The organism is Streptomyces sp. NPDC008238, from assembly GCF_042956445.1.
Taxonomy (GTDB): Bacteria; Actinomycetota; Actinomycetes; order Streptomycetales; family Streptomycetaceae; genus Actinacidiphila.
On sequence record NZ_JBIBGK010000035.1, the window covers coordinates 18,740 to 44,137 of the forward strand.

At 74.2% G+C, this 25,398-nt stretch carries 25 protein-coding genes and 1 pseudogene; 14 read left to right on the forward strand and 12 right to left on the reverse strand.

Translation table 11 applies throughout. From position 1 onward, the window contains the following. Nucleotides 1-20: 20 nt before the first annotated feature. The gene (locus tag ACFZAU_RS37545) at nucleotides 21-920 is read right to left on the reverse strand and encodes a 2-hydroxy-3-oxopropionate reductase (protein ID WP_500555930.1); all 900 of its coding nucleotides are present in this window, start codon (nucleotides 918-920) and stop codon (nucleotides 21-23) included. 15 nt (nucleotides 921-935) lie between these two features. Next, entirely contained in the window at nucleotides 936-1,766 is an 831-nt protein-coding gene (locus ACFZAU_RS37550) for a TIM barrel protein (protein WP_500555931.1), read from the reverse strand. A gap of 119 nt (nucleotides 1,767-1,885) precedes the next feature. On the opposite strand from ACFZAU_RS37550, the gene ACFZAU_RS37555 reads away from it, so the two are divergent. The 8 genes from ACFZAU_RS37555 (at nucleotide 1,886) to ACFZAU_RS37590 (ending at nucleotide 8,699) form a co-directional block, all read left to right on the forward strand. Further along, on the forward strand, nucleotides 1,886-2,137 hold the full coding sequence (locus ACFZAU_RS37555) for a YkoF family thiamine-binding protein (protein ID WP_499601523.1): 252 nt from the start codon (nucleotides 1,886-1,888) through the stop codon (nucleotides 2,135-2,137). Next, nucleotides 2,134-2,514: a helix-turn-helix domain-containing protein gene (locus ACFZAU_RS37560; RefSeq protein ID WP_499601521.1), complete on the forward strand. Its 381-nt coding sequence runs from the start codon at nucleotides 2,134-2,136 to the stop codon at nucleotides 2,512-2,514. Before ACFZAU_RS37555 ends, ACFZAU_RS37560 begins: the two co-directional genes overlap by 4 nt. Nucleotides 2,515-2,644: 130 nt before the next feature. Further along, nucleotides 2,645-3,157 (forward strand): 2-oxo-4-hydroxy-4-carboxy-5-ureidoimidazoline decarboxylase, encoded by a 513-nt coding sequence (gene uraD, locus ACFZAU_RS37565; protein WP_500555932.1) that lies wholly within the window; start codon nucleotides 2,645-2,647, stop codon nucleotides 3,155-3,157. After that, nucleotides 3,154-3,546 (forward strand): hydroxyisourate hydrolase, encoded by a 393-nt coding sequence (gene uraH / locus ACFZAU_RS37570; protein WP_500555933.1) that lies wholly within the window; start codon nucleotides 3,154-3,156, stop codon nucleotides 3,544-3,546. Before uraD ends, uraH begins: the two co-directional genes overlap by 4 nt. Nucleotides 3,547-3,553: 7 nt before the next feature. After that, nucleotides 3,554-4,441 carry a factor-independent urate hydroxylase gene (gene pucL, locus ACFZAU_RS37575; RefSeq protein WP_500555934.1) on the forward strand — a complete coding sequence of 296 codons (888 nt, stop codon included), beginning with the start codon at nucleotides 3,554-3,556 and terminating at the stop codon, nucleotides 4,439-4,441. Nucleotides 4,442-4,452: 11 nt separating this feature from the next. Then, nucleotides 4,453-5,838: an 8-oxoguanine deaminase gene (locus tag ACFZAU_RS37580; RefSeq protein WP_500555935.1), complete on the forward strand. Its 1,386-nt coding sequence runs from the start codon at nucleotides 4,453-4,455 to the stop codon at nucleotides 5,836-5,838. Nucleotides 5,839-6,114: 276 nt separating this feature from the next. Beyond that, nucleotides 6,115-7,557 (forward strand): hypothetical protein, encoded by a 1,443-nt coding sequence (locus tag ACFZAU_RS37585; RefSeq protein WP_500555936.1) that lies wholly within the window; start codon nucleotides 6,115-6,117, stop codon nucleotides 7,555-7,557. Continuing rightward, complete coding sequence (locus ACFZAU_RS37590) at nucleotides 7,554-8,699, forward strand: ARPP-2 domain-containing protein (protein ID WP_500555937.1); 1,146 nt, start codon at nucleotides 7,554-7,556, stop codon at nucleotides 8,697-8,699. Before ACFZAU_RS37585 ends, ACFZAU_RS37590 begins: the two co-directional genes overlap by 4 nt. A 3-nt stretch (nucleotides 8,700-8,702) precedes the next feature. Here ACFZAU_RS37590 and ACFZAU_RS37595 read toward each other — a convergent pair whose 3' ends face one another. Further along, the gene (locus tag ACFZAU_RS37595) at nucleotides 8,703-9,692 is read right to left on the reverse strand and encodes a hypothetical protein (RefSeq protein WP_500555938.1); all 990 of its coding nucleotides are present in this window, start codon (nucleotides 9,690-9,692) and stop codon (nucleotides 8,703-8,705) included. Nucleotides 9,693-9,971: 279 nt separating this feature from the next. On the opposite strand from ACFZAU_RS37595, the gene ACFZAU_RS37600 reads away from it, so the two are divergent. Continuing rightward, a complete protein-coding gene (locus ACFZAU_RS37600; protein WP_500555939.1) occupies nucleotides 9,972-11,063 on the forward strand; it encodes a LacI family DNA-binding transcriptional regulator in 1,092 nt (363 codons plus the stop codon). A 41-nt stretch (nucleotides 11,064-11,104) separates the two neighbouring features. On the opposite strand, the gene ACFZAU_RS37605 is transcribed toward ACFZAU_RS37600, so the two are convergent. Then, nucleotides 11,105-12,196 (reverse strand): PP2C family protein-serine/threonine phosphatase, encoded by a 1,092-nt coding sequence (locus ACFZAU_RS37605; RefSeq protein ID WP_500555940.1) that lies wholly within the window; start codon nucleotides 12,194-12,196, stop codon nucleotides 11,105-11,107. 187 nt (nucleotides 12,197-12,383) lie between these two features. Here ACFZAU_RS37605 and ACFZAU_RS37610 point away from each other — a divergent pair, with 187 nt between their 5' ends. Continuing rightward, nucleotides 12,384-12,704, forward strand: coding sequence for a nuclear transport factor 2 family protein (locus ACFZAU_RS37610; RefSeq protein ID WP_499601505.1), 321 nt, complete (start codon nucleotides 12,384-12,386; stop codon nucleotides 12,702-12,704). A gap of 31 nt (nucleotides 12,705-12,735) precedes the next feature. Here the strand turns inward: ACFZAU_RS37610 and ACFZAU_RS37615 are convergent, their stop codons facing one another. From ACFZAU_RS37615 to ACFZAU_RS37630, 4 genes are all read right to left on the reverse strand, one after another. Further along, nucleotides 12,736-13,341 carry a class I SAM-dependent methyltransferase gene (locus ACFZAU_RS37615; protein ID WP_500555941.1) on the reverse strand — a complete coding sequence of 202 codons (606 nt, stop codon included), beginning with the start codon at nucleotides 13,339-13,341 and terminating at the stop codon, nucleotides 12,736-12,738. Further along, nucleotides 13,331-13,942, reverse strand: a complete 612-nt coding sequence (locus tag ACFZAU_RS37620) for a 3'-5' exonuclease (protein ID WP_500555942.1) — start codon at nucleotides 13,940-13,942, stop codon at nucleotides 13,331-13,333. Before ACFZAU_RS37620 ends, ACFZAU_RS37615 begins: the two co-directional genes overlap by 11 nt. Nucleotides 13,943-14,049: 107 nt before the next feature. Beyond that, nucleotides 14,050-15,672, reverse strand: a complete 1,623-nt coding sequence (gene aceB / locus ACFZAU_RS37625) for a malate synthase A (protein ID WP_499601501.1) — start codon at nucleotides 15,670-15,672, stop codon at nucleotides 14,050-14,052. A 172-nt stretch (nucleotides 15,673-15,844) separates the two neighbouring features. After that, on the reverse strand, nucleotides 15,845-16,489 hold the full coding sequence (locus tag ACFZAU_RS37630) for a nucleotidyltransferase family protein (RefSeq protein WP_500555943.1): 645 nt from the start codon (nucleotides 16,487-16,489) through the stop codon (nucleotides 15,845-15,847). 44 nt (nucleotides 16,490-16,533) lie between these two features. On the opposite strand from ACFZAU_RS37630, the gene ACFZAU_RS37635 reads away from it, so the two are divergent. Both ACFZAU_RS37635 and ACFZAU_RS37640 read left to right on the forward strand, forming a co-directional pair. Next, complete coding sequence (locus tag ACFZAU_RS37635) at nucleotides 16,534-17,187, forward strand: histidine phosphatase family protein (protein WP_500555944.1); 654 nt, start codon at nucleotides 16,534-16,536, stop codon at nucleotides 17,185-17,187. 149 nt (nucleotides 17,188-17,336) lie between these two features. Next, entirely contained in the window at nucleotides 17,337-17,672 is a 336-nt protein-coding gene (locus ACFZAU_RS37640) for a DUF5955 family protein (protein WP_500555945.1), read from the forward strand. A gap of 22 nt (nucleotides 17,673-17,694) precedes the next feature. Here ACFZAU_RS37640 and ACFZAU_RS37645 read toward each other — a convergent pair whose 3' ends face one another. Both ACFZAU_RS37645 and ACFZAU_RS37650 read right to left on the reverse strand, forming a co-directional pair. Beyond that, on the reverse strand, nucleotides 17,695-18,576 hold the full coding sequence (locus ACFZAU_RS37645) for an LLM class F420-dependent oxidoreductase (protein WP_500555946.1): 882 nt from the start codon (nucleotides 18,574-18,576) through the stop codon (nucleotides 17,695-17,697). Nucleotides 18,577-19,358: 782 nt separating this feature from the next. Further along, nucleotides 19,359-20,123 carry an IclR family transcriptional regulator gene (locus tag ACFZAU_RS37650; RefSeq protein WP_499601491.1) on the reverse strand — a complete coding sequence of 255 codons (765 nt, stop codon included), beginning with the start codon at nucleotides 20,121-20,123 and terminating at the stop codon, nucleotides 19,359-19,361. Between the two features lie 260 nt (nucleotides 20,124-20,383). Between ACFZAU_RS37650 and allB the strand changes: the two genes are divergently transcribed. Together allB and alc are read left to right on the forward strand one after the other, a co-directional pair. Continuing rightward, on the forward strand, nucleotides 20,384-21,745 hold the full coding sequence (gene allB, locus ACFZAU_RS37655) for an allantoinase AllB (RefSeq protein WP_500555947.1): 1,362 nt from the start codon (nucleotides 20,384-20,386) through the stop codon (nucleotides 21,743-21,745). Then, nucleotides 21,742-22,851: an allantoicase gene (gene alc / locus ACFZAU_RS37660; RefSeq protein ID WP_500460455.1), complete on the forward strand. Its 1,110-nt coding sequence runs from the start codon at nucleotides 21,742-21,744 to the stop codon at nucleotides 22,849-22,851. Before allB ends, alc begins: the two co-directional genes overlap by 4 nt. Here the strand turns inward: alc and ACFZAU_RS37665 are convergent. Both ACFZAU_RS37665 and ACFZAU_RS37670 read right to left on the reverse strand, forming a co-directional pair. Then, nucleotides 22,755-23,286: pseudogene (locus tag ACFZAU_RS37665) on the reverse strand (Imm21 family immunity protein). The gene alc and the pseudogene ACFZAU_RS37665 overlap by 97 nt on opposite strands. 112 nt (nucleotides 23,287-23,398) lie before the next feature. Beyond that, on the reverse strand, nucleotides 23,399-25,354 hold the full coding sequence (locus tag ACFZAU_RS37670; protein ID WP_500555948.1) for an RICIN domain-containing protein: 1,956 nt from the start codon (nucleotides 25,352-25,354) through the stop codon (nucleotides 23,399-23,401). Nucleotides 25,355-25,398: the final 44 nt, after the last annotated feature.

Consider the following 25,398-nt stretch of genomic DNA (forward strand, 5'->3'; position numbering starts at 1 on the left):
CCGCCGCCCGGAAGTCGGGGTCAGCCGCCGGCCGGCAGGCCGGACAGCCGCTCCACACCGCGCAGCAGGGCGGAGTGGTCCAGGCCGCCGTCGCCCTGCGCCCGCAGGGAGGCGACGAGGTTCGCCACCACCGAGCCGACGGGCAGGGCGGCGCCGACGTTGCGGGCGGCGTCGGTGACGATGCCCATGTCCTTGTGGTGCAGGTCGATGCGGAAGCCCGGGGCGTACGCGCGGTCGAGGAAGTTCTGCTTCTTGCGGGTCAGCACCGTGGAACCGGCGAGGCCGCCGTTGAGCACCTCCAGGGCCGCGGGGAGGTCGACACCGGACTTCTCCAGGAAGACCACGGCCTCGGCGCACGCCTGGATGTTCACCGCGACGATCAGCTGGTTGGCCGCCTTGACGGTCTGCCCGGCGCCGTGCGGCCCGCACAGGACGACGGTCTTGCCGAGGGCGTCGAACAGGGGCCGCGCCTCGTCGAAGTCGGCCTGCTCGCCGCCCACCATGATGGACAGCACCGCCTCCACGGCGCCGGCCTCGCCGCCCGAGACGGGGGCGTCCAGGACCCGGATGCCCTTGGCGGCCGCGGCCTTCGCGAGGTCGACCGAGGTCTGCGGGGTGATCGAGGACATGTCGATCAGGAGCGTGCCCGGCCGGGCGTTCGCCAGGATGCCGTCCTCGCCGTAGGCGACGGCCTCCACCTGGGGGGAGGCCGGGACCATGGTGACGACGACGTCGGCGTCCTTCACGGCCTCGGCGATCGAGGCCGCGGGCGTGCCGCCGGCCGCGGCCAGGCGGTCGAGCTTGTCCTGCTCCAGCGTGTGGCCGGTGACGGAGTACCCGGCCTTGATCAGGTTCTCCGACATGGGGGAGCCCATGATGCCGAGGCCGATCCACGCGACCGTGGGAAGTGTGCTGGTCATGATGTCCTCTCCGGATTACTTGTCGGCGTCGGCGAGCCAGCCGAAGGACGCGGCGCTGCCCTCGGGACCCGGCTTGTACTCCAGGCCGACGAAGCCGTCGTAGCCCGCGTCGCGCAGCCGGCCCAGGAGGGCGGCCAGCGGCAGGGAGCCCGTGCCGGGGGCGCCCCGGCCGGGGTCGTCGGCGATCTGGACGTGACCGGTGCGGTCCGCGTAGGCGTCGATCACGGCGGGCAGGTCCTCGCCGTTCATCGACAGGTGGTAGAGGTCGAGCAGGAACCGGGCGTTGCCCAGCCCCGTCTCGGCGTTGACCTTGTCGACCACCTCGACCGCGGCGGCCGCGCTCACCAGCGGATAGCGCGGCGACTCCGGCGCGTTGAGGGCCTCGACCAGCAGGACCGCGCCGACCCGGTCGGCCGCGTGCGCGGCCCGGACCAGGTTCTCCAGGGCGAGTTCGTCCTGCGCCTCGGGGCTCACGCCGTCCACCCGGTTGCCGTACAGCGCGTTGAGGGCCGTGCAGCCCACCGAGCGGGCGAAGTCGGCGGCGACGTCGATGTTGGCGCGGAAGCGGGCGGACTCCTCGCCCGGCAGGGACAGGGCGCCGCGGTCGGGGCCGGGGAGCTCGCCCGCGTAGAAGTTCAGGCCCACCAATTGGGTGCCGGCCTCCTGCAACGCGTCGCGCAGGGCGTCGAGTTCCGACTGCGGAGGGGTCGGCATCCGAGTCCACGGCCACCACAGCTCGACCGCGGAGAAGCCGGCCGCGGCGGCCGCCGCGGGGCGCTCCAGGAGCGGGAGTTCGGTGAAGAGGATCGAGAGATTCACATCGAAGCGCGTGGAGTCGAAGCCCATCACATGCGCCCTTCCGTAATACGGAAACTAGTTTCTACTTAACGGAAGACTCCCGGAGCCGGACGGCGGCTGTCAAGAGGGATGTCCCGGAAAGCCGCTGACCAGCTAGGTTGAGGGGCGTGCGCTTGAGACTCGAATTCACCACCGAGCCCTTCGACCTGGACGAGCCCCCGCGGCACGCCGTGGTGGGCCGCGAGGTCCTGGAGACGGCCGGGCTGGACGCCGTCGACGTCGGGCCCTTCGGCAACTCGGCCGAGGGTGGTACGGAGCAGGTGGTCGCGGTGGTCGGCGATCTGCTGCGGCGCACCCTCCAGGCCGGTGCGACCCGAGTGTCGCTGCAGGTCAACGTCGTGGGTGAGGCGGACCGGTGAGCGAGCCGGTCGAGCACCCGCTCCGTGCGGCGATCAAGCCGCTCGCCGACGCCATGGGCGCCGAACTGGTGCCGCCGGGCGAGGCGCGCGGTGACGACGTCGTGCTCAGCTGGGAGGGTGCGGAGGTCGTCGCCGTACGGCTGCCGCACCTCGCGGACTCGCTCGACCACATCCTGGCCGACCTCGAGCGCCGCCACGGCAAGGCGCTGTCGGAGCTGGGGCGCAAGGAGAAGCAGACGGTCGTCCGCATCCTGGAGGAGCGCGGCGCCTTCTCGGTGCGCCACGGCGTGGAGACGGTCGCCTCGGCGCTCGGCGTGAGCCGCTTCACCGTCTACAACTACCTCAACAGGGAGAACGCGGCGAAGGAAGGCCGGTAGCCCCCGGCCCGCGGGCCGGCGCACGGTCCGCGCGCGGAGAGGCTGGTGGCGGCGGCCGTCCGGGCGTCGTGGGCCGCGACTTTTCAACAAACTGTTGACGTCGTGTGGTGGACGCTCCTAGCGTGCCCTTGTGACTTCCAGCCCATCCCCGGGCCTGGCCCGGTTCAACGCCGCCGGCGGACCGGAGGCGGCAGCGCTGCTGCACGAGGTCTGCGCGAGCCGCTCCTGGGGTGCCGCCGTCACGGCGGCCCGCCCGTACGACACCCTCGACGCGCTGCTCGCCGCCTCCGACGCCGCGACGGCCCGCCTCGGCCCCGACGACCTGGCCGAGGCGATCGCGGGCCATCCGCCGATCGGCCGGCCCCGGCCCGGCGACCCGGTGTCCGCCCGCGAACAGAGCGGGGTACGGGACACCCAGCGCGCGGAACTGCTCGCCCTGAACCTCGCCTACCAGGAGCGGCACGGCCACGTCTTCCTCATCTGCGCCACCGGGAGGACCGGCGACCAGATGCTGGCCGCGCTCCAGGAGCGCATCGGCAACGACGCGGGCACCGAGCGCGAGGTCGTCCGCACCGAACTGGGGAGGATCAACCGCGTACGGCTCACCCGGCTCGTCGCGACCCCGCAGGAGGACCCCTCATGACCTCCGTGTCCACCCACGTCCTGGACACCAGCGCCGGCCGCCCCGCGCGCGGCGTCGCCGTCACCCTGGAGGTGCGCGCCGGGAGCGCGGCCCCCTGGGCGCCGCACGGCACCTCCTGGACCGACGCCGACGGCCGCTGCAAGGACCTGCCCGACCCGCCGGCGGGCACGACCCACGTACGGCTGGAGTTCGCCACCGAGCCCTACCTCACCCGTCAGGGCACCGACCACCGCAGTCGAGCCGAGGACCAGCAGGACGCCCCCCGCACCGGGGACAGCGGAGCCTTCTTCCCGGAGGTGGCGATCGTCTTCGCCGTCGAGCCGGGCGAGCACTACCACGTACCGCTGCTGCTCAACCCGTTCGGCTACTCCGTATACCGAGGGAGCTAGCACCGACATGTCGCCCACCCGACTCGGCCAGAACCAGTACGGCAAGGCGGAGACCCGCGTCGTCCACGTCACCCGCGACGGCGCGACCCACCACGTCAAGGACCTCAACGTCTCCGTCGCCCTCTCCGGCGCCATGGACGACGTCCACACTTCCGGCAGCAACGCCGCCGTGCTGCCCACCGACACCACCAAGAACACCGTCTTCGCCTTCGCCAAGCAGCACGGCGTCGCCTCCGCCGAGCAGTTCGGCATCCACCTCGCCCGGCACTTCGTCACCGGCCAGGAGTCCATCGCCCGGGCCAGGATCCGCATCGAGGAGTACGGCTGGGAGCGGATCGCGCGGGAGCACTCCTTCGTCCGGGGCGGCGGCGAGACCCGCACCACCGAGGTCACCTTCGACGGCACGCGGTGGCAGGTCGTCTCCGGCCTGAGGGACCTCGTGGTCATGAACACCACCGACTCCGAGTTCTGGGGCTTCGTCAAGGACCGGTACACCACGCTGCCGGAGACCCGCGACCGCGTCCTCGCCACCGAGGTCCGCGCCCGCTGGCGGTTCCACTGGACCCGGGACGAGGACCCCGCCCCGCCCTGGGAGGAGTCGTACGCCGAGGTCCGCCGCCACCTCCTCGACGCCTTCGCGGGCACCTACTCGCTCTCCCTGCAGCAGACGCTGTACGCGATGGGCGACCGGGTCGTCGAGCACCGTCCGGAGGTCGACGAGGTGCGGCTCTCGCTCCCCAACAAGCACCACTTCCTCGTCGACCTCGAGCCCTTCGGCCTGAAGAACGACACCCCCGACAGCGCCGTGTACTTCGCGGCCGACCGCCCCTACGGCCTCATCGAGGGCACCGTCCTGCGCGACGGAGCCGAGCCCCGCATCCCAGTGACGGACTGAGAGGCCCCGCCATGACCGCCCCAGCAGAGCGCACCGTCATCGAGAACTGCGCCGTCGCCACCGTCGACGCGGACGGCACCGAGTACCCGGACGGCCACGTCGTCGTCGCCGGCGACCGCATCGAGTCCGTCGGCCCGGGTCGCGCCCCCGCCGGACTGGACGGGGTCGTCAGGAGGGTGGACGGCACCGGCCACCTGCTCACCCCCGGCCTGGTCAACACCCACCACCACTTCTACCAGTGGCTCACCCGGGGCCTGGCCACCGACCACAACCTCTTCGACTGGCTCGTCGCCCTCTACCCCACCTGGGCCCGCATCGACGAGCCGATGACCCACGCGGCGGCCCAGGGCTCCCTGGCCATGATGGCCCGCGGCGGGGTCACCACCGCCATGGACCACCACTACGTCTTCCCCCGCGGCACCGGAGACCTGTCCGGCGCCATCATCCGGGCCGCCGCCGGCATGGGCGTGCGCTTCACCCTCGCCCGCGGCTCGATGGACCGCGGCGAGTCCGACGGCGGACTGCCCCCGGACTTCGCCGTCGAGACCCTCGACGACGCCCTCGCCGCCACCGAGGAGACGATCGACAAGCACCACGACGCCTCGCCCGGCGCCATGACGCAGATCGCCGTCGCCCCCTGCTCGCCGTTCTCGGTCTCCACCGAACTGCTGCGCCAGGGCGCCGTACTCGCCCGGCGCAAGGGCGTGCGGCTGCACACCCACGGCAGCGAGACCGTGGAGGAGGAGCAGTTCTGCAAGGAACTGTTCGGCATGGGGCCGACGGACTACTTCGAGTCCACCGGCTGGCTCGGCGAGGACGTGTGGATGGCGCACTGCGTCCACATGGCCGACTCCGACGTCGCGGCCTTCGCCCGCACGCGGACCGGCGTCGCCCACTGCCCGTCCTCCAACGCCCGCCTGGCCGCGGGAATCGCCCGCGTCCCAGACATGCTCGCGGCCGGCGTCCCGGTCGGCCTCGGCGTGGACGGCAGCGCCTCCAACGAATCGGGCGAGCTGCACACCGAGTTGCGCAACGCGCTGCTCATCAACCGCCTCGGCGCCCACCGCGAGGCCGCGCTGACCGCCCGTCAGGCCCTGCGGCTGGGCACGTACGGCGGCGCCCAAGTGCTCGGCCGGGCCGCGGAGATCGGTTCCCTGGAACCGGGCAAGCTCGCCGACCTCGTCCTGTGGCGGATGGACACCCTCGCCCACGCCTCGATCGCCGACCCGGTCGCCGCCCTGGTCCTGGGCGCGGCGGCCCCCGTCACCCTCTCCCTGGTGAACGGCCGCCCGGTGGTGGAGCAGGGCCGCCTCGTCACCGTCGACGGGGAGGCCGTCGCGCGCGCCACCCGCGACCAGGCCCGGCGGCTCGCGCGGATCGCGGGCCTGACGGGCTGACCGCCGCGGTCCCGCGCAGACCCCGGCCGGGGGAGGGACGGCCCCCCGGCCGGTGCCGGGTCCCGCCCTGCCCGGGGCGGGACCCGGCGTTCGCCCGCGTCCGGCGCCGGACGGGCCGGGGCGGGAATCGGATGGAGCGCCCCGCACCGGCTCTGTTACGGTCGCCGTGCCGGCCGCGGGACTACGGTGCGACTTCCGGAACCTGCCTCTGAAGCAATGATTCGCTGCTCGTGCCCCCATTCCCCGGCCGGCGTCCACACGGGGGGAGCCGACGCCATGGGCGAGCGGGAAGCGGCCGTCGCCGCCGAGGACGTGCTGCTGTTCGTCAACGCGGCGATCACCGCGACCGGTCAGCGCGAGTTCCGTTCCGGCGCCCGGGAGCAGCGGCTGTCGCTGGACTTCCTCCACGCGTACATGCTGGGCAACTACCGCGACCTGTACGCCGGGGTCCTCGCCCTCGACGTCAACGACCACAACGCGGCGCTGATCATCCGCCGGTTGCTGGAGACCGCCGCCGAGGCCACCGCCGAACAGCGGCGCAGCGAGGGCCGGCTCATCGCCGGCCGGCTGGCCCTGCTCCCGCCCCAGCGGGTGTACGGGCTCTTCGGCGCCCTGCGCCGGGCCGGGGTCAACAACCGGCGCACCCGGGCGATCATCCGCGACTGGCTCGCCGCCCGCCCCGACCAGGCCTTCGACGCGGTGAAGTACCGCAGCGGGTTCAAGCGGGCACTGAGGCACGCCCATCTCGCCCCCACGGGTGAGGAACTGGGCACGTTCGTGTTCCGGCCGCTCAGCCGGGGCCGCTACGACACACCGCTGCTGGAGGCCTGGCGCCGCGCGCACTTCGCGCAGGACGCCCTCTACGAACTGCCCTACACCGTCGCCGAGGGCTTCGCCGCCAAGTACAAGGTGCCCCGCGAGGTGTTCCTCGAGCGCATCGCCCCGCGCCTGACCCGCCTGGAGACCCTGCGGCTCCAGGAGTCCGCCCACCGGCACGCGGCGGACTCCGTGCCGACCGCCCTGGACCGCATGCCGCTGACCCGTCTCGCCTCCTACGTGCTCTCGCTGCCCGCCGAGGAACGCCTGCGCAGGCGCCGCGAACTGACCGGCGCCCTGGACGCCGCCGCCGTACGCATGGCCGGAGCGCGCCGCGGGAGCTGGGGCCGGGTCACCGCCGTCCTCGACGACAGCTTCTCCGCGTCGGGTTCGGGCACCAAGCGCCGCCGGCCGCTGGCCGTCGCCCTGGCCTGCCACCACCTGCTCGCGGCGCTCGCCGGCGAGTACACCGGGCTGTGGACGTCCGGGCGGACCGACGCCCTGCTCGTCCACCCGTACGGGGCGACGCCGCTGGGCCGGCGGATCCTCGACGCGCTGGAGACCGGGCCGTCCCGGCTGGTCGTCGTCTCCGACGGCTGGGACAACGCACCCCCGGGCCTGGCGGGCGAGGTGCTCCGGGTCTGGCGCGAGCGCGTCGACCCCGGCCGCCGGACCGAGGTCGTGCACCTCAACCCGGTCTACGACGCGGACGACTTCGACGTGCGCCGGCTGTCCCCGGCCGTGGCCACCGCCGGCATCCGCGACGCCGAGGACCTGCCCGCGCTCGTCGAACTCGCCCAGTTCGCCGAGGGCCGCACCGGCCCGGCCGAACTGGCCGCCTACCTCGACGCCCGCGCGCAGCGACTGTTCGACCGGACCGACCGGGGGGAACCCGCCCGATGACCGCACTCGACCTGACCGGCCTGGACACTCGCCCCTCCCAGGTCTGGGGCGCCGTGCGCCTGGTCCCGCTGGTGCGCGAACAGCCCGTCGAGGACCTCCGGCTGCACCCGCGGCTCCTCGGCGACGGGCCGTCCGTCGTCCAGACCAGCCGGCGGCACGACTACGTCGCGTACGTCCCGCACGCGTTCGTCGCCACCTGGACCGGTGACGGCACCCCGGCCGCCGCCTACGGCACGCAGCTGGCCGCGGGCGACGACGACGCGCGCCCCGCGACGGCCGGCCTGCGCATGCACCGCCGGATGGCCCGGCGCGAGGCCAAGGGCAGGCTGCGCTTCCTCCCGCTGCACCTGGCGCTGGAGGGCTATCTGGCACTGCACTTCGGCGGCCCTTCGATCGCCTGGGAGGAGTGGTCGCAGCGCGCGCTGCGCCGGGGCCTGTCCCCGCGGGCGGAGGAGGCGTACACGGGGGCCGACGTGCGCGGACTCGCCGACGCGCTCCGGATCTTCGAGATCCACCCCGGTCAGTGCGGCGTCCTGCTCTACGTCGCCGACGCCCTGGCCGCGGCCTTCGTCGTGCCGCACCCCGAGGACTACCGCGCGCTGCACCCGACCGTCGTGCGGGACCTGTACGGCGAACTCGTCCACCACTACGCCACGCTGATGCCGCCCGTCCAGGAGTTCCGCGCCCGCATCCCCGGCGCGGGCATCGACTCCCTGGCGGAGCTGCGGGCCGCGGCGGCGGGACAGGAGCGGGCCTGGGCGCGGTTCCACGACACGACCATGGCCGCCGCGCTCCTGGAGCAGCCCCGCACCTGGCGGAAGGTGTACCGGATGGGCCCCTTCACGCTCTCCCGGTTCCTGCCGGAGTTCCGCCCCGGGCAGGAGAACCACATCGGCGAGGCCGTCACGGACCGCCGGGGCCGGACCGTCTACCTCAAGACGTTCCGGCTCTCGGAGAACCAGGTGCGCCGCGGCCACCTGCTCGACCGCCTCGCCGCCCACGACTGGCACCTGGCCCGCACCGCGGCGGCCCTCGGCGTCGACGAGGCGCAACTGGGCCGGCGCCTGGAGTCGGCCGGCTTCGGCCCACTGCTGCGCCAGGACGTCCTCGACGGCCACCGGGCGCGGACCCGCACCGGCTGATCCCTACCGGTGGCCCGGGCCCCGGCCCTGGGAACGGCCCTGGGCCTCACGCAGCACCGCGCCCCCGCGGGAGACGGTGTACAGGTCGGTCGGCACCGGCCAGCCCTTCTGCCCCGCGTGGTCGCCGTTGAGCCCGCGCGCCCACTTGCTGTAGTCGGTCTCCAGACCGTTCCCGGTGATGCGGATGCCGGGCGGCACCATCCGGGCGGCGCCCGACGCCGGTTCGGCCACCGTGTGCCGCAGGGTGACGAACAGGGCCTGGTTGGCGGGATGGTCGGGTCCCGCGTCCAGGTGCCGGGCGACGACCTCCCGGCGCACCGGCAGCCACAGCCGCAGCGCGGTCCGCGCCGACCGGGGGAGCGCGAACTCCTGCCGGGTCGCGGTCGTCCGGCCGGGCAGGTTCACGGTCAGCCGGATGCGGGACTCCCCGGCCGACAGGTCGGTGACGTCGGCGGCCACCAGTCCCTCGCGGGGCACCGCCGTCGCCCACAGCACCTCCAGCGCCGCCAGCAGCCGCAGCCGGTACGGCTCGCGGCGCGGCTCCACGGGGCTGGCGAGCGCCCGGCGCAGCACGATGTGCCCGGTGAAGTCCAGGGGTTCCTTGGTGTGCTTGGACCAGGGGCGCATCCCGCGGGCCTGCCACCCGAAGGGGGCCCGCCCGGCGGCCCGGTTGAGGTCGGCGATGCCGTCCATGATGTCGCGCTGGCTGGCGGGGGTGAGCTGCCGGCCCAGCTGCCCCGCCCGGGTGCGGTACCGGCCGGCCGCGATGCGGCCGAGCACGGTGTCGGGCCGCCCCGGGTGGCCCAGGACGGCGTCGGAGAACAGGTCGTCGAGGCTGCCCAGCGCCTGCGGCGGGACGTCGGCGGCCGCGCGCTCCAGCACCGCGGTGGCCTTGCGGAGCCGTTCCTCCCGGGAGCGGGAGGTGGCGATGCCCGGGTCGGCGAGGGCGCGTTCCAGGGCGGCGCGGAGCTGGCGGAGGGCGGGCGCGTTCACGGCAGCAGGGTAGGGGCAGGCACCGACAGCCGGGGGACGCGTCATGGGAAGGACGAGTAATGCGGGGGTCGAGACCGCCCGGCGGTCACCTGCCCCGCGCCCCGCGCCGTGCCCGCGGGCCACCGGGCGTCCCCGCGGATCCCCACGTCGGGACCGCTGCCGCCCGCACCGCCTCCTCCCCGGCGCGAACCTGTGGATCAACGTCGTGCACGCAGTGCGTACAGTGCGGGGCAGCAGTGGTTCACGACACCGCCCGCCCGGAGCACCGAGGGGAACACCGTGCGACTCCACGTCGACCAGCGCCACGAACGGGTACTGGAGTTGGTCCGCCAACGGGGCACCCTGCGGGTGACCGACCTCGCCGACGAACTGGGCGTGTCGACCGTGACCGTGCGCCGGGACGTGGAGACGCTGGCCGAGCAGGGCCGGCTGCGCCGGGTCCACGGTTCCGTCCTGGCGCCCACCGCCGGTGGCGCCGCGGAGCCCGCCCGTGCGGGGGCGCGGGACGCCGAGGGGCTCGTGGTCGGCATGGTGGTGCCCACCCTCGACTACTCGTTCGGCGAGATCGTGCAGGGCGCCCGGGAGGCCGTGGAGGCGCGCGGGGGGCGGCTGGTCCTGGGCCTGTCCGGTTACCTGCCGGAGGGCGACGAGGAGCAGGCCGGCCGGCTGGTCGCCTCCGGGGTGGACGGGCTGCTGCTGACCCCGGGCTGGACGCCCGCGCCCGGGGGCGGGGCCCGGATCGCCGAGCGCGCGGTGCCCCTGGTGCTGGTGGAGCGGCTGGCGCCGCCCGGGAGCCAGGCGGCGGAGCTGGACCGGGTGCGGACGGATTCCGCGCAGGGGGCGGTGATGGCGGTGCGGCACCTGGCGGCGCTGGGGCACCGGTCGGTCGCGCTGGTGCTCCAGGAGACGGCGCACGCCGGGCAGTTGCGGTCCGGGTACGCGGCCGCGGTGGCGGCGCTGGGACTGGCCCCGGCGCCCGGGTCGCCGTTCACCGCGGCGGCGGACCTGCCGGAGGCCGAGCGGGTGGACGTGGCGGTGCGGCACGTGCGGGCGCTGGTGGAGGAGCACGGGGTGCACGCGGTGCTGATGCACGGCGACGAACTGGCGGTCATGGTGGTCTCGCGCCTGCGGGCGCTGGGGCTGCGGGTTCCGCAGGACCTGGCGGTGGTGGTCCACGACGACCAGGTGGCGGGTCTCGCGGATCCGCCGCTGACGGCGGTCGCGGCGCCCAAGCGGGCGGTGGGGGAGGCGGCCGTCGCGCTGCTGCTGGAGCGTGTCGCGGCAGGCGGTGGGTCGTCGCCGCGGCGGCACGTGGATCTGCTGCCCTCGCTTCGGGTGCGGGCTTCGTGCGGGGCGGCGCAGGGGGTCTGACGGGGCGGACGGGGGCGGGCGGCACGGGCGCGGCCGCGGGGTCAGAAGTGGCAGACCGCCAGGAGTGCCATGTCGTCGCTGCGCGGGCCGCCGGTGTGCGCGTGGACGTCGTCGAGGAGGGCGTCGAGGAGTTCGTCGGGGCCGTCGAAGGGCACGGTGGCCAGCCGGGCGACGGGGTCGTAGAAGGTGCCGTCGGCGTCGCGCGCCTCGGTGACGCCGTCGGTGTGCATGAGCAGGGCGGCGCCGGGTGGGAAGGGGAGCGTGTCGACCTCGTCGGTGACGTCGTCGAGACCCATTCCGAGGGGCAGGGCGTGGGCCGCGGGTTCGGCGCAGCGCACGGTGCCGCGGTGCAGGACCAGTGGGGGCGGGTGGCCGCGGTTGACCAGGCGCAGTCTGCTGTCGCCGGGCGGGAACTCGGCGAGGACGGCGGTGACGAACCATTCCAGGCGGTCCATGCCCTCGCGGCGTTCGGCCGCGCGCGACAGTGCCCGGTCCATGCGGTTCGTGACGCCGGCGAGGGTGGGTTCCTCGTCGGCGGCCATGCGGAACGCGCCGAGCACCACGGTGGCGGCCTCGACGGCCGCCATGCCCTTGCCGCGTACGTCGCCCATGATGCAGCGCAGTCCGTAGGGCGTGTCCTGGACGGCGTAGAGGTCGCCGCCGATCTCGGCCTCGGCCTCGGCGGTCTCGTAGCGGGCGGCGATGCGGTAGGGGCCGACGCGTCGCGGCGGTACGGGCAGCACGGCGCGTTGGACGGCGGCGGCGACGCCGCGTGCGGAGCGCAGCCGGACGTCGCGGACGTGGAGGAGGCGGTTGATGAACACGGCCACGACGGCGACGGCGGTGATCGAGAGCAGTTCGCTGATGCCGCCGGGGCCGCCGAGGTAGCCGAAGTGGCTGAGGATGCCCGCGTCGGCGGCGATGGCGCCGGCCCCGACCAGCGCGGTGCCGGGCAGGGACATCAGGGGGGCCGCGAGCATGGGGGCGACGGAGTAGAAGGCGGTGGCGCTGAACTGGGCGGGGGTCAGGTAGTCGACCATGAAGCCGCCGACCAGCAGCACGACGGGGAGCATGCGGACGTACCGCAGTACGTCGCGTCCTTCGTCGGTGAGGTCCTCGCCCCCGCTCGCCACGCGTGTGCTCCTGCCGTCGCTGTCGGGCCGCCGGACTGGATCCCAGGGTCCCCGGGGTCGGGTCGGGGGGCCAGTGGTGGCGGTCCCGGCGGGTGAACGGCGGGCGGGCCGTGCGGTCCCGGGTAGCGGGGCGGGGCCGCTCGGGCGAGGCTGGTGGCACGATCCGTGAGCACAGGGAGCAGCAGCGATGATCCGCACCGACGCCCTCAACGAGCCGGCCGTCCGCGCCTTCGTCTCGGCGGTGAACGCCGGGGACCGCAAGGCCTTCGAGGCCGCGCTCACCGAGAACGCGACGATGTCCGACGACGGCTCCGACCGCAACCTCAAGGAGTGGGCGGACCGGGAGATCTTCGAGTCGCACGGTCACATGGACGTGCAGTCCCAGGATTCGGCGGGGCTCACCCTCATCGCGGACTACCGCAACGACGCGTGGGGCGAGATGCGCACGAAGTGGCGTTTCACGGTGGACGACGGCAAGATCAGCCGCTTCGACACCGGGCAGGCCTGAGCGCGGACGGCGCGTCGTCCGGCGGGGCCGGTCAGCCGGCCCTGCCGTCGCGGTACTCCAGCAGGTAGCGCCAGAACAGCAGGCGCCTGATGCGGCTGCCGGGCAGCAGGTGTGCGGCGTCGGCGCGGATCTGCGGCAGGGGTGTGTCCGGTGGGCGTACGGGGGCCCGGACGGGTCCGGGGGTGCGGCCGCGGATCCGGTCGGTGACGGCCGCGACCGTGCGGACGGCGGCGTTGACGGGGACGGCGGTCAGGCTGACGGCCCAGTCGGCGGGGGTGCGTTCGGGGTAGCAGCCCAGGACGAGCAGGACGCCGCCGGGCGCGAGGGCGGCGCGCAGCGCGGTGACCGTGCCGAACGGCATGTGGTGCAGGGCGGCCAGGCAGGTGATGAGGTCGTAGTGGCCCCGGGGGAGGTCCACGCGGGTGACGTCGGCGACGCGGAAGGTGACTCCGGGGGCGGTTCCGGCGGCGGCGACGGCCTCGGGGGAGGCGTCGACGGCGTCGACGCGCAGTCCTCGGGCGGCCAGGCGCCGGGCGAAGCGGCCGGTGCCGCAGCCGACGTCGAGGGCGGTGAGTGCGCCGGGCGGGACCTTGCGCAGCAGCAGGCGGTGGTAGTGGTCGTTGTGGTCAAAGGGCATGCGGGGTGCCCTTCCAGGCCATGAGGTTGGCGAAGAGCTCTGCCTGTTCGACGGCGTCGTCGAGGGCGTGGTGGGTGTGCCGGCGGCGGGAGAGCAGTTCCGGGGGCATGGTGCCCTTGGCGACGGCGCGCAGCGGTACGCCGGCCTTGGCGGCGTAGAGGGTCTTCATGTCGAGGCAGCCGGAGTGCCCGAAGGGGCTGGATCCGGTGTAGCGGATCAGGTACCAGTACAGGAACATCCAGTCGTAGGCGGCGGGGTAGCCGGTCATGACGGGCTGGGCGCCTTCGCTGACGGTGTGCACCCAGGTGGTGAACTGGGCCATGGCGGCTGCCGGTTCGCTTCCCTCGGCGGCCAGGCGTGCCCGGTCGAGGCCGCTGACGGCGAGTGCCCGCGGGTCGGTCTCGGTTCCGGCCGGGCGCAGTTCGCGGTAGAAGGTGTCGCGCTCGGGGTCGGCGGCGGTGAATCCCGTGGCGTCCTGCCGTCCCGCGACGGCTGCTCCGAGGCTGAGCATCGAGTACGGGCCGGGGATGGGCCCGTCCGCCTCGACGTCGACCGAGATGTACAGGCTGGGCCTCGCGGCGCGTGGTCGTGCTGCTGGCATGCCGACGATCATGCCAGTGCCCCCGTGCCCGTCGGGTGTCTTTTCCCGGTGCGGGCCACGCGGGGCGGTGGCCCCCGGCCGGGGTGGCCGGGGGCCGGGTGGGTGGTTCAGTCGAGCAGTTCGTAGGCGGGCAGGGTGAGGAAGTCGACGTAGGTCTCGTCGAGTGCCGTCTTGAGCAGCAGGTCGTGGGCCTGCTGCCAGCGGCCGGCGGCGAAGGCCTGCTCGCCGGTCTCCTCGCGGATGGCGGCGAGTTCGCGGTCGGCCAGGGTGCGTACGAGGTCGGCGGTGGCCTTCTCCCCGTTGTCGGCGAGGACGACGCCCGCGTTGACCCACTGCCAGATCTGGGAGCGGGAGATCTCGGCGGTGGCGGCGTCCTCCATGAGGTTGAAGATGGCGACGGCGCCCATGCCGCGCAGCCATGCCTCGATGTAGCGGGTGCCGACCTGGACGGCGTTGCGCAGTCCCTCGTAGGTGGGCTTGGCGTCGAGGGAGTCGACGGCCAGCAGGTCGGCGGCGGTGACGTGGACGTCCTCGCGCAGCCGGTCCTTCTGGTTCGGCCGGTCGCCGAGGACGGCGTCGAAGGAGGCGCGGGCGATGGGCACGAGGTCGGGGTGGGCGACCCAGGAGCCGTCGAAGCCGTCGTGGGCCTCGCGGTCCTTGTCGGCCTTGACCTTCTCGAAGGCGACCGCGTTGACCTCGGCGTCGCGCCGGGAGGGGATGAAGGCGGCCATGCCGCCGATGGCGTGGGCGCCGCGCCTGTGGCAGGTGCGGACGAGCAGTTCGGTGTAGGCGCGCATGAAGGGCGCGGTCATCGTCACGGCGTTGCGGTCGGGCAGGACGAAGCGCTCGCCGGCGTCGCGGAAGTTCTTGACGATGGAGAACAGGTAGTCCCAGCGGCCGGCGTTGAGGCCGGAGGCGTGGTCGCGCAGTTCGTGGAGGATCTCGTCCATCTCGAAGGCCGCGGTGATCGTCTCGATGAGGACGGTGGCGCGGATGGTGCCCTGTGCGATGCCGAGGTGGTCCTGGGCGAGGACGAACACGTCGTTCCACAGGCGGGCTTCGAGGTGCGACTCGGTCTTGGGGAGGTAGAAGTAGGGGCCCTTGCCCTTGGCGAGCAGACGGTGCGCGTTGTGGAAGAAGTACAGGCCGAAGTCGACGAGGGCGCCGGGGACGGGTTCGCCGTCGACGGTCAGGTGGCGTTCGTCGAGGTGCCAGCCGCGGGGGCGCACGACGACGGTGGCGAGTTCGGCCTCGTCCTTGAGCGCGTAGGACTTGCCCTCGGGGGAGGTGAAGTCGATGCGGCGCTCGTAGGCGTCGATCAGGTTGACCTGGCCGCCGACGACGTTCTCCCAGGTGGGGGCGGAGGCGTCCTCGAAGTCGGCGAGCCAGATCCGGGCGCCGGAGTTGAGGGCGTTGATGGTCATCTTGCGGTCGGTGGGGCCGGTGATCTCCACCCTGCGGTCGTCGAGGGCGGCGGGGGCGTCGGCGACGCGCCAGTCGCCCTCGCGGATGTGGGCGGTCTCCGGGAGGAAGTCCAGGGTGCCGGTGCGGGCGATCTCGGCGCGGCGTTCGCCGCGTTTGGCGAGGAGTTCGGCGCGGCGGGGAGCGAACCGGCGGTGCAGCTCGGCGAGGAAGGCGAGCGCCCCGTCGGTCAGTACTTCCTCCGCGCGCTCGACGGGGGGTGCGGTGGCGGCGACGACGGCGTGCGGTGCGGGCCCTGGTGCGGACATGAACCTGACTCTCCTCTTGCCGGTGAGGGGTACCGTGCGACCGGGAGAGCCGGGCGGCCACCGGGCCCCGGCCCTGGCACGGGGTGCCGGACCGGGCGGGTTGCGGCTGCGAGGCGCGCCGATCGTACGGGCGCTTCTGCTGGGTGGAGCATAGTTTTTGCATTGCGGAAGTTCAACGTTCTGTGGCACCCGGTGCAGGGGGCTCCGGCGGGTCCGCCAGCAGCCGCAGGTCATCCGGGGTGTCGATGTCGGCGGGGAACGCGACGTCCCCGCACTCGACGCGTGCGATCGCCTCCTCGTGCCGCCTCAGGTAGGAGCGTGCCCCCTGGTCCCCGACCGCACTCGCGGCGATCGCCGCCCAGTGGGCGGCGCCCAGCAGGATCGGGTGGCCCCGTCTGCCGCCGTACGTGGCGGACGCGAGGGTGCGCGGCGAGGCGTAGGCGGCCACCACCCGGGCCACCGCGGTGGCCCCGATCCCGGGCTGGTCCACCAGTGCCACGACCACGGCCGGCGCGCCGGTGTCCGCCAGCGCCTCCAGGCCCGCGCGCAGCGAGGAGCCCATGCCCTGCTCCCAGTGCGGGTTCACGGTGACGGCGTAGCCGTCCAGCGCGGCCCGTTCGCGCACCTGCGCCGCCGCCGCGCCCAGCACGATGTGGACGGGGCCGCAGCCGCCGGCGCGCAGCGTCCGCGCCGCGTGCTCGACCAGCGGCCGGCCGCCGTACTCCAGCAGTGCCTTCGGGCGGCCGCCCAGCCGCCTGCCCCCGCCGGCCGCCAGCAGCAGCCCGGCGACGGCGCTCGTGCCCGCGTCGCTTCCCATGCTCCCTGGATACCGTGGACGGGGGGCGGGGGAAAGGACCGGCCATGACGCGCTGGATCATCGCCGTACGCCACGGGGAGAGCGAGGCCAACGTGGCCTTCGCCCGCGGCAGGTCCCTGCACGGGGTCCGGGACGCCGCTGTGGCGCTGACGGCGCTCGGGCGGGAGCAATCGGCGCGCCTCGGCCGCGACCTGCTCGCCCTGCCCGCCGCCGAGGCGCCCGCCCGGGCCGGCTGCTCGCCCTTCGAGCGGGCCCGGCAGACCCTCGACGCCGTCGAGGCGGTCCGTACGGCCGCGGGGCGCGCGCCGCTGCCCGTCACCTACGACGAACGCCTGCGGGACCGCGGCATGGGCCGGCTGGAGCTGCTCACCCCCGAAGGGATCCGTGAGCGGTTCCCCGAGGAGGCGCGGCGCCGCGAGCGCGAGGGGGAGGCCGGCTACCGCCCGCCGGGCGGGGAGTCGGTGGGCGACGTCGAGGACCGTGTCCGGGACTTCCTGGAGGAGACCGCCGCCCGCCCCGGCCCGCCGCTGCTGCTCGTCACGCACGACGCGGTGGTGCTGGCGCTGCGAAGACTGCTGGGGACCCCGCCGTCCGGCGACGTCGCCGTGGCCAACGCCTCGATGGCCCGCTGGCGACGCGACGGCGCGGGGCGCTGGCGGCTCGCGGACTGGAACCGGATCGCGGGGCCCGGACGTTAATGTCGGCAAGTCGTCACGTGCGAAGAGAAGTTGCGGCGGATTTCGCTCTCCGTATAGCGGGGGAAGCGCTCCGTCGCGTTTACTGTCCTCCCCGATGCGGCGGACCGGATGGGGCCGGCCGTCCAGGGGGAATCACCGGGGGCCTACCTGTGGGGGACGTATCAGTGGTGAAGGACGTGGCCGCCCGTGCGGCGGTCGACGACGGCGGGACCCTCGACCCGAGGGTGACCGCCCTGCGGGCCGCGGTCGCCCGCTGTCGCCGTGAACTCGCCGGGTACCGGGGCAACTTACCGGACCGGCACATCGCCGAGGACGAGCTCTCGGCGCTGGCCGCCGCCGCGGCCGCCGGCGTCCCGGACGTCCCGCGGCTGCGCCGCGGCCTGCTCGTGATCGCCGGGGCGCTGGGCTCCGTCAGTGCCCTGGCCGGTGCCCTCACCGAGGTCCGGCGGGCGATCGAGCTGTTCGGCACCCCGCGTCCCGAATGACGCGGGGTGCCCGCCGGGCCGGTCAGCCGAGTTCGGCCAGCCGGGGGACGGCCGGAGCGCAGTGGCTGTCGATCCAGGCGGCCGGCTCGGCGTCCGGCGGCACCACGATGACCGTCTCGACACCGAGCTTGGCGTAACCGGCCATGTCGGCGACGAAGGCGTCGGTGCCGCCTTCGCGGATGGAGGCCCCGGCGAACAGCACGGTCTTGCGGATCCCCTCGTAGTCGCGTCCGGCCTCGTCGCAGTGCGCGCGCAGCACGTCCAGTTTGTGCGCGACCTCGGCGGTCGAGGAGGCGAAGAGGTTGCAGGCGTCCGCGTACCGGGCGACCAGGCGCAGCGTCTTCCGCTCGCCGCCGCCCCCGATCATGATCTCCGGACGGGGCGTGCTCACCGGGGCGGGGGTGCTGCGGGTCTCCGCCAGCGAGTAGTGCGTGCCCTCGAAGGCGCCGTCGTCGCTCTGGTCCCACATCTGCAGGCAGATCCGCAGCGTCTCCTCCAGCCGCTCGAAGCGCTCCGCGAGCGGCGGGAACGGCACGCCCAGGCCCATGTGCTCCCGCTCGTACCAGGCCGCGCCGAGCCCGAGGGTGGCCCGGCCGCCGGACAGGACGTCGAGCGTGGTCGCGATCTTCGCCAGCGGTCCGGGGTGGCGGTAGGTGACCCCGGTGACCAGGACGCCGAGGCGCACCGAGGAGGTGTGGGCGGCGAGGAAGCCCAGCGTCGTGTAGGCCTCCAGCATCGCGGCCTCGGCGCCGCCGTTGTTCTCCATCTGGAAGTAGTGGTCCATCACCGACAGCCAGCCCGCGCCGGCCGACTCGGCGGCCTCACCGGCCGCGGCCAGCGCCGACGCGAGCCCGGCAGGTCCCGCGGGATGGTCGAACTTCGTGAGGTGCAGGCCCAGTTGCATGGTCCACCCGTCCGGGGTCGTGGTCGCTACGGTGACGACCGTAGGCCTTGGAGTGCGCTCCAGGTCAAGCCTCCGATTCCACCGCGACCCGAGTGCGACGCCGGAGCCGACACGGTGGGGTCGGGGGTCGGGGGTCGGGGGTCGGTTGGGGGTCGGTGGTCGGGGGTCGGGGGTCGGGGGCGGTCGTTCGGCTGTCGCGCCGTCTCGCGCCCTGCGGGCGCAAAGCGCGGGCTGCGGAGGGGAGGGTGGGGGGCCGGGGCCGGTCGGCAGTGGGGGTCGGTGCGTGGCTGAGGTTCAGGCGCCGGAGCGGGTTGCCTTTCCGGCGGTGTCGGTCTCGTTGCCGTCCGCGGGTATAGATGGTCGCTTCCACGCCATCCGTGGGTGGTGGGCGCGCCCGCCGTTACCTGCGTCTGCGGGTATTTCGGGGGTGCTGCCCGGGAGGTCGGCGGGAGATCGGGCCCGCTTTCGACGGTATATCCGGCGGAACAGAGCCCGATCCTCGGATCGGGGAATCACCCGCAGACGCCGGTTACGGCGGGCGCGCCACCCATGGACAGTGGGCGTGGTCACCGGTCATCTGCACCCGCGGACGGCAACGAGACCCGAGCCAGACGAACAACCGGCCCCGCTCCGGCGCCTGAACGCCAGCCACGACCCCACCCGCACACCGCAGACGAGGACCGCCCCCACCCTCCCGTCCGCAGCCGGCGCCGTGCGCCCGAAGGGCGCGAGACGAACCCGCACCCACCCACCGGCGCGGCCCCCAGCCCCACCGGGTGTGCTCAGGACGTCCCGTTGCTGGCCAGCGCGGACGACAGTTGCCGCGCCACGCCCTGCAGCACCGGCACGATCTTCTCCGTGGCCGCCTCGGTCACCCGGCCGGCGGGTCCGGAGATGGAGATGGCGGCGGCCGTGGGGGAGTCGGGGACGGTGACCGCCAGGCAGCGGACCCCGACCTCCTGCTCGTTGTCGTCCACGGCGTAGCCCTGTGCGCGGATGTGCTCCAGTTCCGCCAGGAAGGCGTCCGGGTCGACGATGGTCCGCTCCGTGGCCGCCGGCATCCCGGTGCGGGCCAGCAGGGCCCGCACCTCCTCCGGCGCGACGTGCGCCAGCAGGGCCTTGCCGACGCCCGTGGAGTGCGGCAGGACGCGCCGTCCGACCTCGGTGAACATCCGCATCGAGTGCCGCGAGGGGACCTGGGCGACGTAGACGACCTCGTCGCCGTCGAGGAGCGCCATGTTGGCGGTCTCGCCGGTCGCCTCGACCAGCTCCGCCAGGTAGGGGCGGGCCCAGGTGCCCAGGAGGCGGGCCGAACTCTCGCCGAGGCGGATCAGCCGGGGTCCCAGCGCATAGCGGCGGTTGGGCTGCTGGCGTACGTAGCCGCAGTCGACCAGGGTCCGCATCAGCCGGTGGATCGTGGGCAGCGGCAGTCCGCTGCTCGCGGACAGTTCGCTGAGGCCCACCTCGCCGCCCGCGTCGGCCATTCGCTCCAGCAGGTCGAAGGCGCGTTCGAGGGACTGCACGCCCCCGGCGCGGTCTGACGCCACGTTTCCTCCCCAGGCGGACGGTGGTAGTGGTGCAGCCTACCGGCCCTGACCAGGCAGGTGACCGCCGTTCGGGGCGGTCGTGGGCGCGGCGCGGGCCGACGGGCGTGGAAAACGCATTCCATTGGGTGGAATTTCCCAACTGTACTGCCGGGGTCCCGCGCGTGGGCCGGGAAGGGGTTGACGGCGGCTCGGGAGCGAGCGGAGGATGCGTTTCAACAGAACGTTGAATTTCTGTGCGACGCCGGTGGAAGGGGAACCCCGTGTCCGAGGCCGCTGACGGGATCGAGCTCGTGCTGCGATCACCACGGGTCGTCACACCGGAGGGCGAGCGCCCCGCCGACGTGGCCGTCGCCGGAGGCCGGATCGCCGCCGTGCTGCCGTACGGGAGCGAGCCCCCGGCCGGCGCCCGCCTGGTCGACCTCGGCACCGACGCCCTGCTCCCCGGCCTGGTCGACACCCACGTCCACGTCAACGACCCGGGCCGCAGCGAATGGGAGGGCTTCGCGACCGCCACCCGGGCCGCCGCGGCCGGCGGCGTCACCACCTTGATCGACATGCCGCTCAACAGCATCCCGCCGACCACCACCACCGCCCACCTGGAGGTCAAGCGAGCCGCCGCCCGCGGCCGGATCCACACCGACGTCGGTTTCTGGGGCGGCGCCGTCCCCGGCAACGGCAAGGACCTGCGGTCCCTCCACGAGGCCGGGGTCTTCGGTTTCAAGTGCTTCCTGCTGCCCTCCGGCGTCGAGGAGTTCCCGCACCTGGCCCCCGCCGAACTGGCGGAGGCGATGCGCGAGATCGCCCGCTTCGACGGGCTGCTGATCGTCCACGCCGAGGACCCCGGGCTCATCGAGGGCGCCCCGCCGGCCGCCGGCCGCGCCTACGCCGGCTTCCTCGCCTCCCGCCCGCGCGCCGCCGAGAACGCCGCCGTCGAGGCGCTGATCGACCTCGCCCGCCGCCTGGACTGCCGTGTGCACGTCCTGCACCTGTCCTCCGCCGAGGCCCTGCCCCTGATCGCCGCCGCCCGCCGCGACGGCGTACGCCTGACGGCCGAGACCTGCCCGCACTACCTGACGCTGACGGCCGAGGAGGTCCCGGACGGCGCGACCCAGTTCAAGTGCTGCCCGCCGATCCGCGAGGCGGGCAACCGGGAGGCCCTGTGGCAGGGCCTGCTCGACGGCACCGTCGACTGCGTCGTCTCCGACCACTCGCCCTCCACCGCCGACCTCAAGCACCTCGACACCGGCGACTTCGGCGCCGCGTGGGGAGGGATCTCCTCCCTCCAGCTCGGCCTGCCCGCGATCTGGACCGAGGCCCGCCGGCGTGGCGGCACGCTCGCCGACGTGGTCCGCTGGATGGCGCGCGGCCCGGCCCGGCTCGCCGGGCTCACCACCAAGGGCGCCGTCGCACCCGGCCACGACGCCGACTTCGCCGTCCTGGCACCCGACGAGAGCTTCACCGTGGACGCGGCGGCGCTCCACCACCGCAACCAGGTCACCGCCTACGCGGGCCGCACCCTCCAGGGGGTCGTACGGAGCACCTGGCTGCGCGGCGAGCGGATCGCCGACCACGGCACCCCGGCCGACCCCTCCGGCCGCCTCATCGAAAGGGAGAACGCGTGACTGCCGTACCCCGGTACACCGGCGCCGCCCAGCCGTACTCCGGAGGGGACCCCTACGCCGACTACCGCGGCGCCGACCTGCCGTTCACGGGTCTCGTCGACCTCGCCGACCGGCGCCTGGGCGCCGGGGTGACCGCCGCCAACGACGAGTTCTTCGCCGAGCGGGAGAACCTGCTCGTCCCCGAGCGGCCCGAGTTCCGGGCCGAGCACTTCGGCCACAAGGGCCAGGTCATGGACGGCTGGGAGACCCGCCGCCGACGCGGCCCCGACGCCGGCAGCCCGCACCCCGCCGACGCCGACCACGACTGGGCGCTGATCCGGCTCGCCGCGCCCGGCGTCGTACGCGGCGTCGTCGTGGACACCGCCCACTTCCGCGGCAACCACCCCCGGCAGATCGCCCTCGAGGCCACCTGCGCGGCCCTGTCCGCCGCGCCCGCGGACCTGCTGGCCGACGGCGTGGAGTGGACGGAGCTGGTGCCCCGCACGGCCGTCGGCGGGCACGCCGCCAACGGCTTCGAGGTGGCCGTCGAGCGCCGCTTCACCCACCTGCGGCTCCAGCAGTTCCCCGACGGCGGCATCGCCCGGCTGCGGGTCCACGGCGAGGTCGTGCCCGACCCCGCCTGGCTGACCGCGCTCGGCACCTTCGACCTGGTCGCCCTGGAGAACGGCGGCGCCCCCGAGGACGTCTCCGACCGCTTCTACTCCTCCCCGGTCAACCCCATCCTGCCGGGCAGGTCCCGTCGCATGGGCGACGGCTGGGAGACCCGCCGGCGCCGCGACACGGGCCACGACTGGGTGCGCTACCGCCTCGCCGCTCAGGGCACCGTCCGCGCCGTCGAGATCGACACCGGCTACTACAAGGGCAACGCCGCCGGCTGGGCCGCCCTCCTCGGCCGCGACGGGGAGGACGGCGACTGGTTCGAGATCCTGCCCCGCACCCCCCTGCAACCCGACACGGTCCACCGCTTCGTCGTCGACGTCCCGCCCGCCACCCACGTACGGCTGGAGACCTACCCCGACGGCGGCATCGCCCGCCTGCGCCTGTGGGGCTCGCTCACCGACGACGGCACCGCCCGCCTGGCCCGGCGCTGGGCCGACCTGGCCTGACGGCCCTCAGCGGACGTCCGGCACGAGCCGCACCAGGCCGAGCGAGGTGCGGTCGCCGACCGTCGTCCCGACGCCCAGCGGCCGCCCTCCTCGGCGGAGCCCATGAGCACCGCGGGCCCGTCGGTCTCCCACGTCCCGCACTCCTCCCACGCGACGGCCGGATCGGCGAGAACCGTCTCGGCCGTGGCGAGGAGTCCGGCCTCGGAGTCAGCTGCGCCCCAGCGCAGGAAGGCCCGATGCGCGGGGAGGTGACACGTCGTGGCGGGCACGGCCGCCGTCACGGCCGAGGGGGACCACGCCCGCCAGGTCGTCCACGGCGCACGCCCGGTCGTAGTCGTCGGGGGCGTCCCCGTCGCCGCCGAGCGTCCCCCGCTCCGTGCGGCCGCCCCGGACGGCCAGGGCGGAGACGGGGACGGCGGCCAGCGGGCCGCCCACTCGCGTCCGCCGCCGACAATTGAGCCCCTCCGGGGCCCCGGTGCCCCGGAGGGGTGCTGGTGCCGCGCGGCGCCGGCGGCTCCCTCGTACGCCGGCGCCGCGCGGGGTCGGGTCAGCCCGCCGGCGTCAGCCGGAAGGACTGGGCGGCGGTGCCGTTGCAGGTGTACTGCTGCAGCAGGGCGCCGTCGGACGGCGAGGCCCCCGCCACGTCGAGGCACTTGGCGCTGTGCCGAGCCGTCAGGACGTACGACCCGTCCGGCTGGAGCACCGGCCTCCACTGCTGGTTGGCGCCCGAGGACCACTGCCAGGTCTGCACCGGCACGGAGTCGCCCGTCGCGGACGCGCCGCCCGTGACGTCCCAGACCTGCTCGGTGGCGGTCGCGTTGCGGTTCACCACCCGGTAGTAGCCGCCGTCGGTGGGCCGGAACTGCCACTGCTGGTTGGCCTGCCCGGCGACGCAGCCCCACTGCTGCACCGCCGTGCCGTTGGCGGTACCGCGGTCCTTGGCGTCCACGCACTTGCCCGAGCCGGCGCCGGCCACCTGGTACCAGGCGGTGGTGCTGATGCCGTCCCCGTCGCCGCCCCCGCCGCCGGTCGGCGCGCCGGACCAGGTGAAGGTGGTCGTGGCGCGGGCCGGCAGGCTGTACGAGAAGTGCTGCCCGGCCTCGCGGACCGTCACCTGCTGCGTGGCCGACGAGGAGTTGTGGGTGACCAGCACCCGCTGCCCGTCGCTGTTGACGAAGGCCGTGTTCCACACCGGGTCGGTGGCGTTGCTGCCGATCCGCACCGCGCCCGCGCGGACGAACTTCGTCAGCTGCCCCATCGTGTAGTACTCGACGGTGTAGTCGACCTGGCCGCTGCGCGCGTCGCCGTTGTGCACCGTGATCAGCCCGCTGCAGCTGTCGCAGCCGCCCGCGTGCGGGCCCCTGGCCTGGTCCAGCGCCAGCGACCACTTCACGTAGGCGCGGGCCCAGTTGCGGGTGAAGCCGGTGATGTCCCGCAGGTCCTCCAGCTGCTGGTCGCCCACCCAGGTGCCGCCGGAGTGCTCCGTCTCGTACTGCGCCACGCCCGGGTACTGGTCGTGGACCCTGCTGCCCAGCGCGTAGTCCGGCGGGGTCGGCGTGTAGCCGTGCCAGGCGACGCCGCCGAAGAGCGGGTCGTTGCGCAGGGCGGCGTCGGCGAGCTGGCCGGCGCCGGTGGTGTTCCAGTCGCCGTGGTTCCAGTCGTGGACGAGCGCCTTGGTGGTGATCCCGGCCGAACGGAACGCCGGGAAGAGGTGGTTTCTGGTGAAGTCCAGCAGCGTGGCCGCCGTCCACTCCATGGTGGGGTAGCTGCTGTTCGCGCCGCAGCACTGCGGCTCGTTCTGCACCGAGACGTAGTCGACGTGGACTCCGCGCTGCTCGTACGCCTGCAGGTACTTCACGAAGTACTGCGCGTACATGTCGTAGTACTCGGGCCTCAGCTTGCCCATCTGGGTCAGCCTGCCGTTGTCCTTCATCCACGCCGGCGCCGACCACGGCACCGCCATGACCTTCAGGTCGGGGTTGAGCTGGCGCGCCCGCTGGGTCATCGGCAGGACGTCGGCGAGGTCCCGGGAGATGGAGAAGTCCACCAGGTCGCAGCAGGTGTCGTCGTAGGTGTAGTGGCTGCGCGCGATGTCCGAGGCGCCCATCGGGTTGCGCAGGAAGCCCAGGCCTATGCCCTCCGTGGGGGAGAACAGCTTGCGCATCGTGGCGTCACGGGTGGCCGCCGAAAGCGCGCCGGAGGAGTTCATCAGCCAGGCCGCGCTGTCGGTGAAGGAGGCCCCGCCGCCCTCGAAGGGCTGGTAGCGGGCGGCGGGGTCCACCGTGATGACCGTGCCGCCGCTGCCGTTGCCCGCCTCGAAGGCGGCCGGGGTCTGTGCCTGCAGGCCCCTGACGACGGTGCTGCCGTCGGAGGTGGTGGTCATCGTGACCTGGACGGCCGTGGCGGCGGCCGCCCCGGGTCCGGCGAGCAGTAATCCGGCGAAGGCCGCCGCGACCGCCGTGAGCACGGCGATCAGGCGTCCGACGTGGGGGGAGTGTGGCATCGCGGATCTCCTGTGTGGGGGTGGAGACGGGATGACGAGGGAGG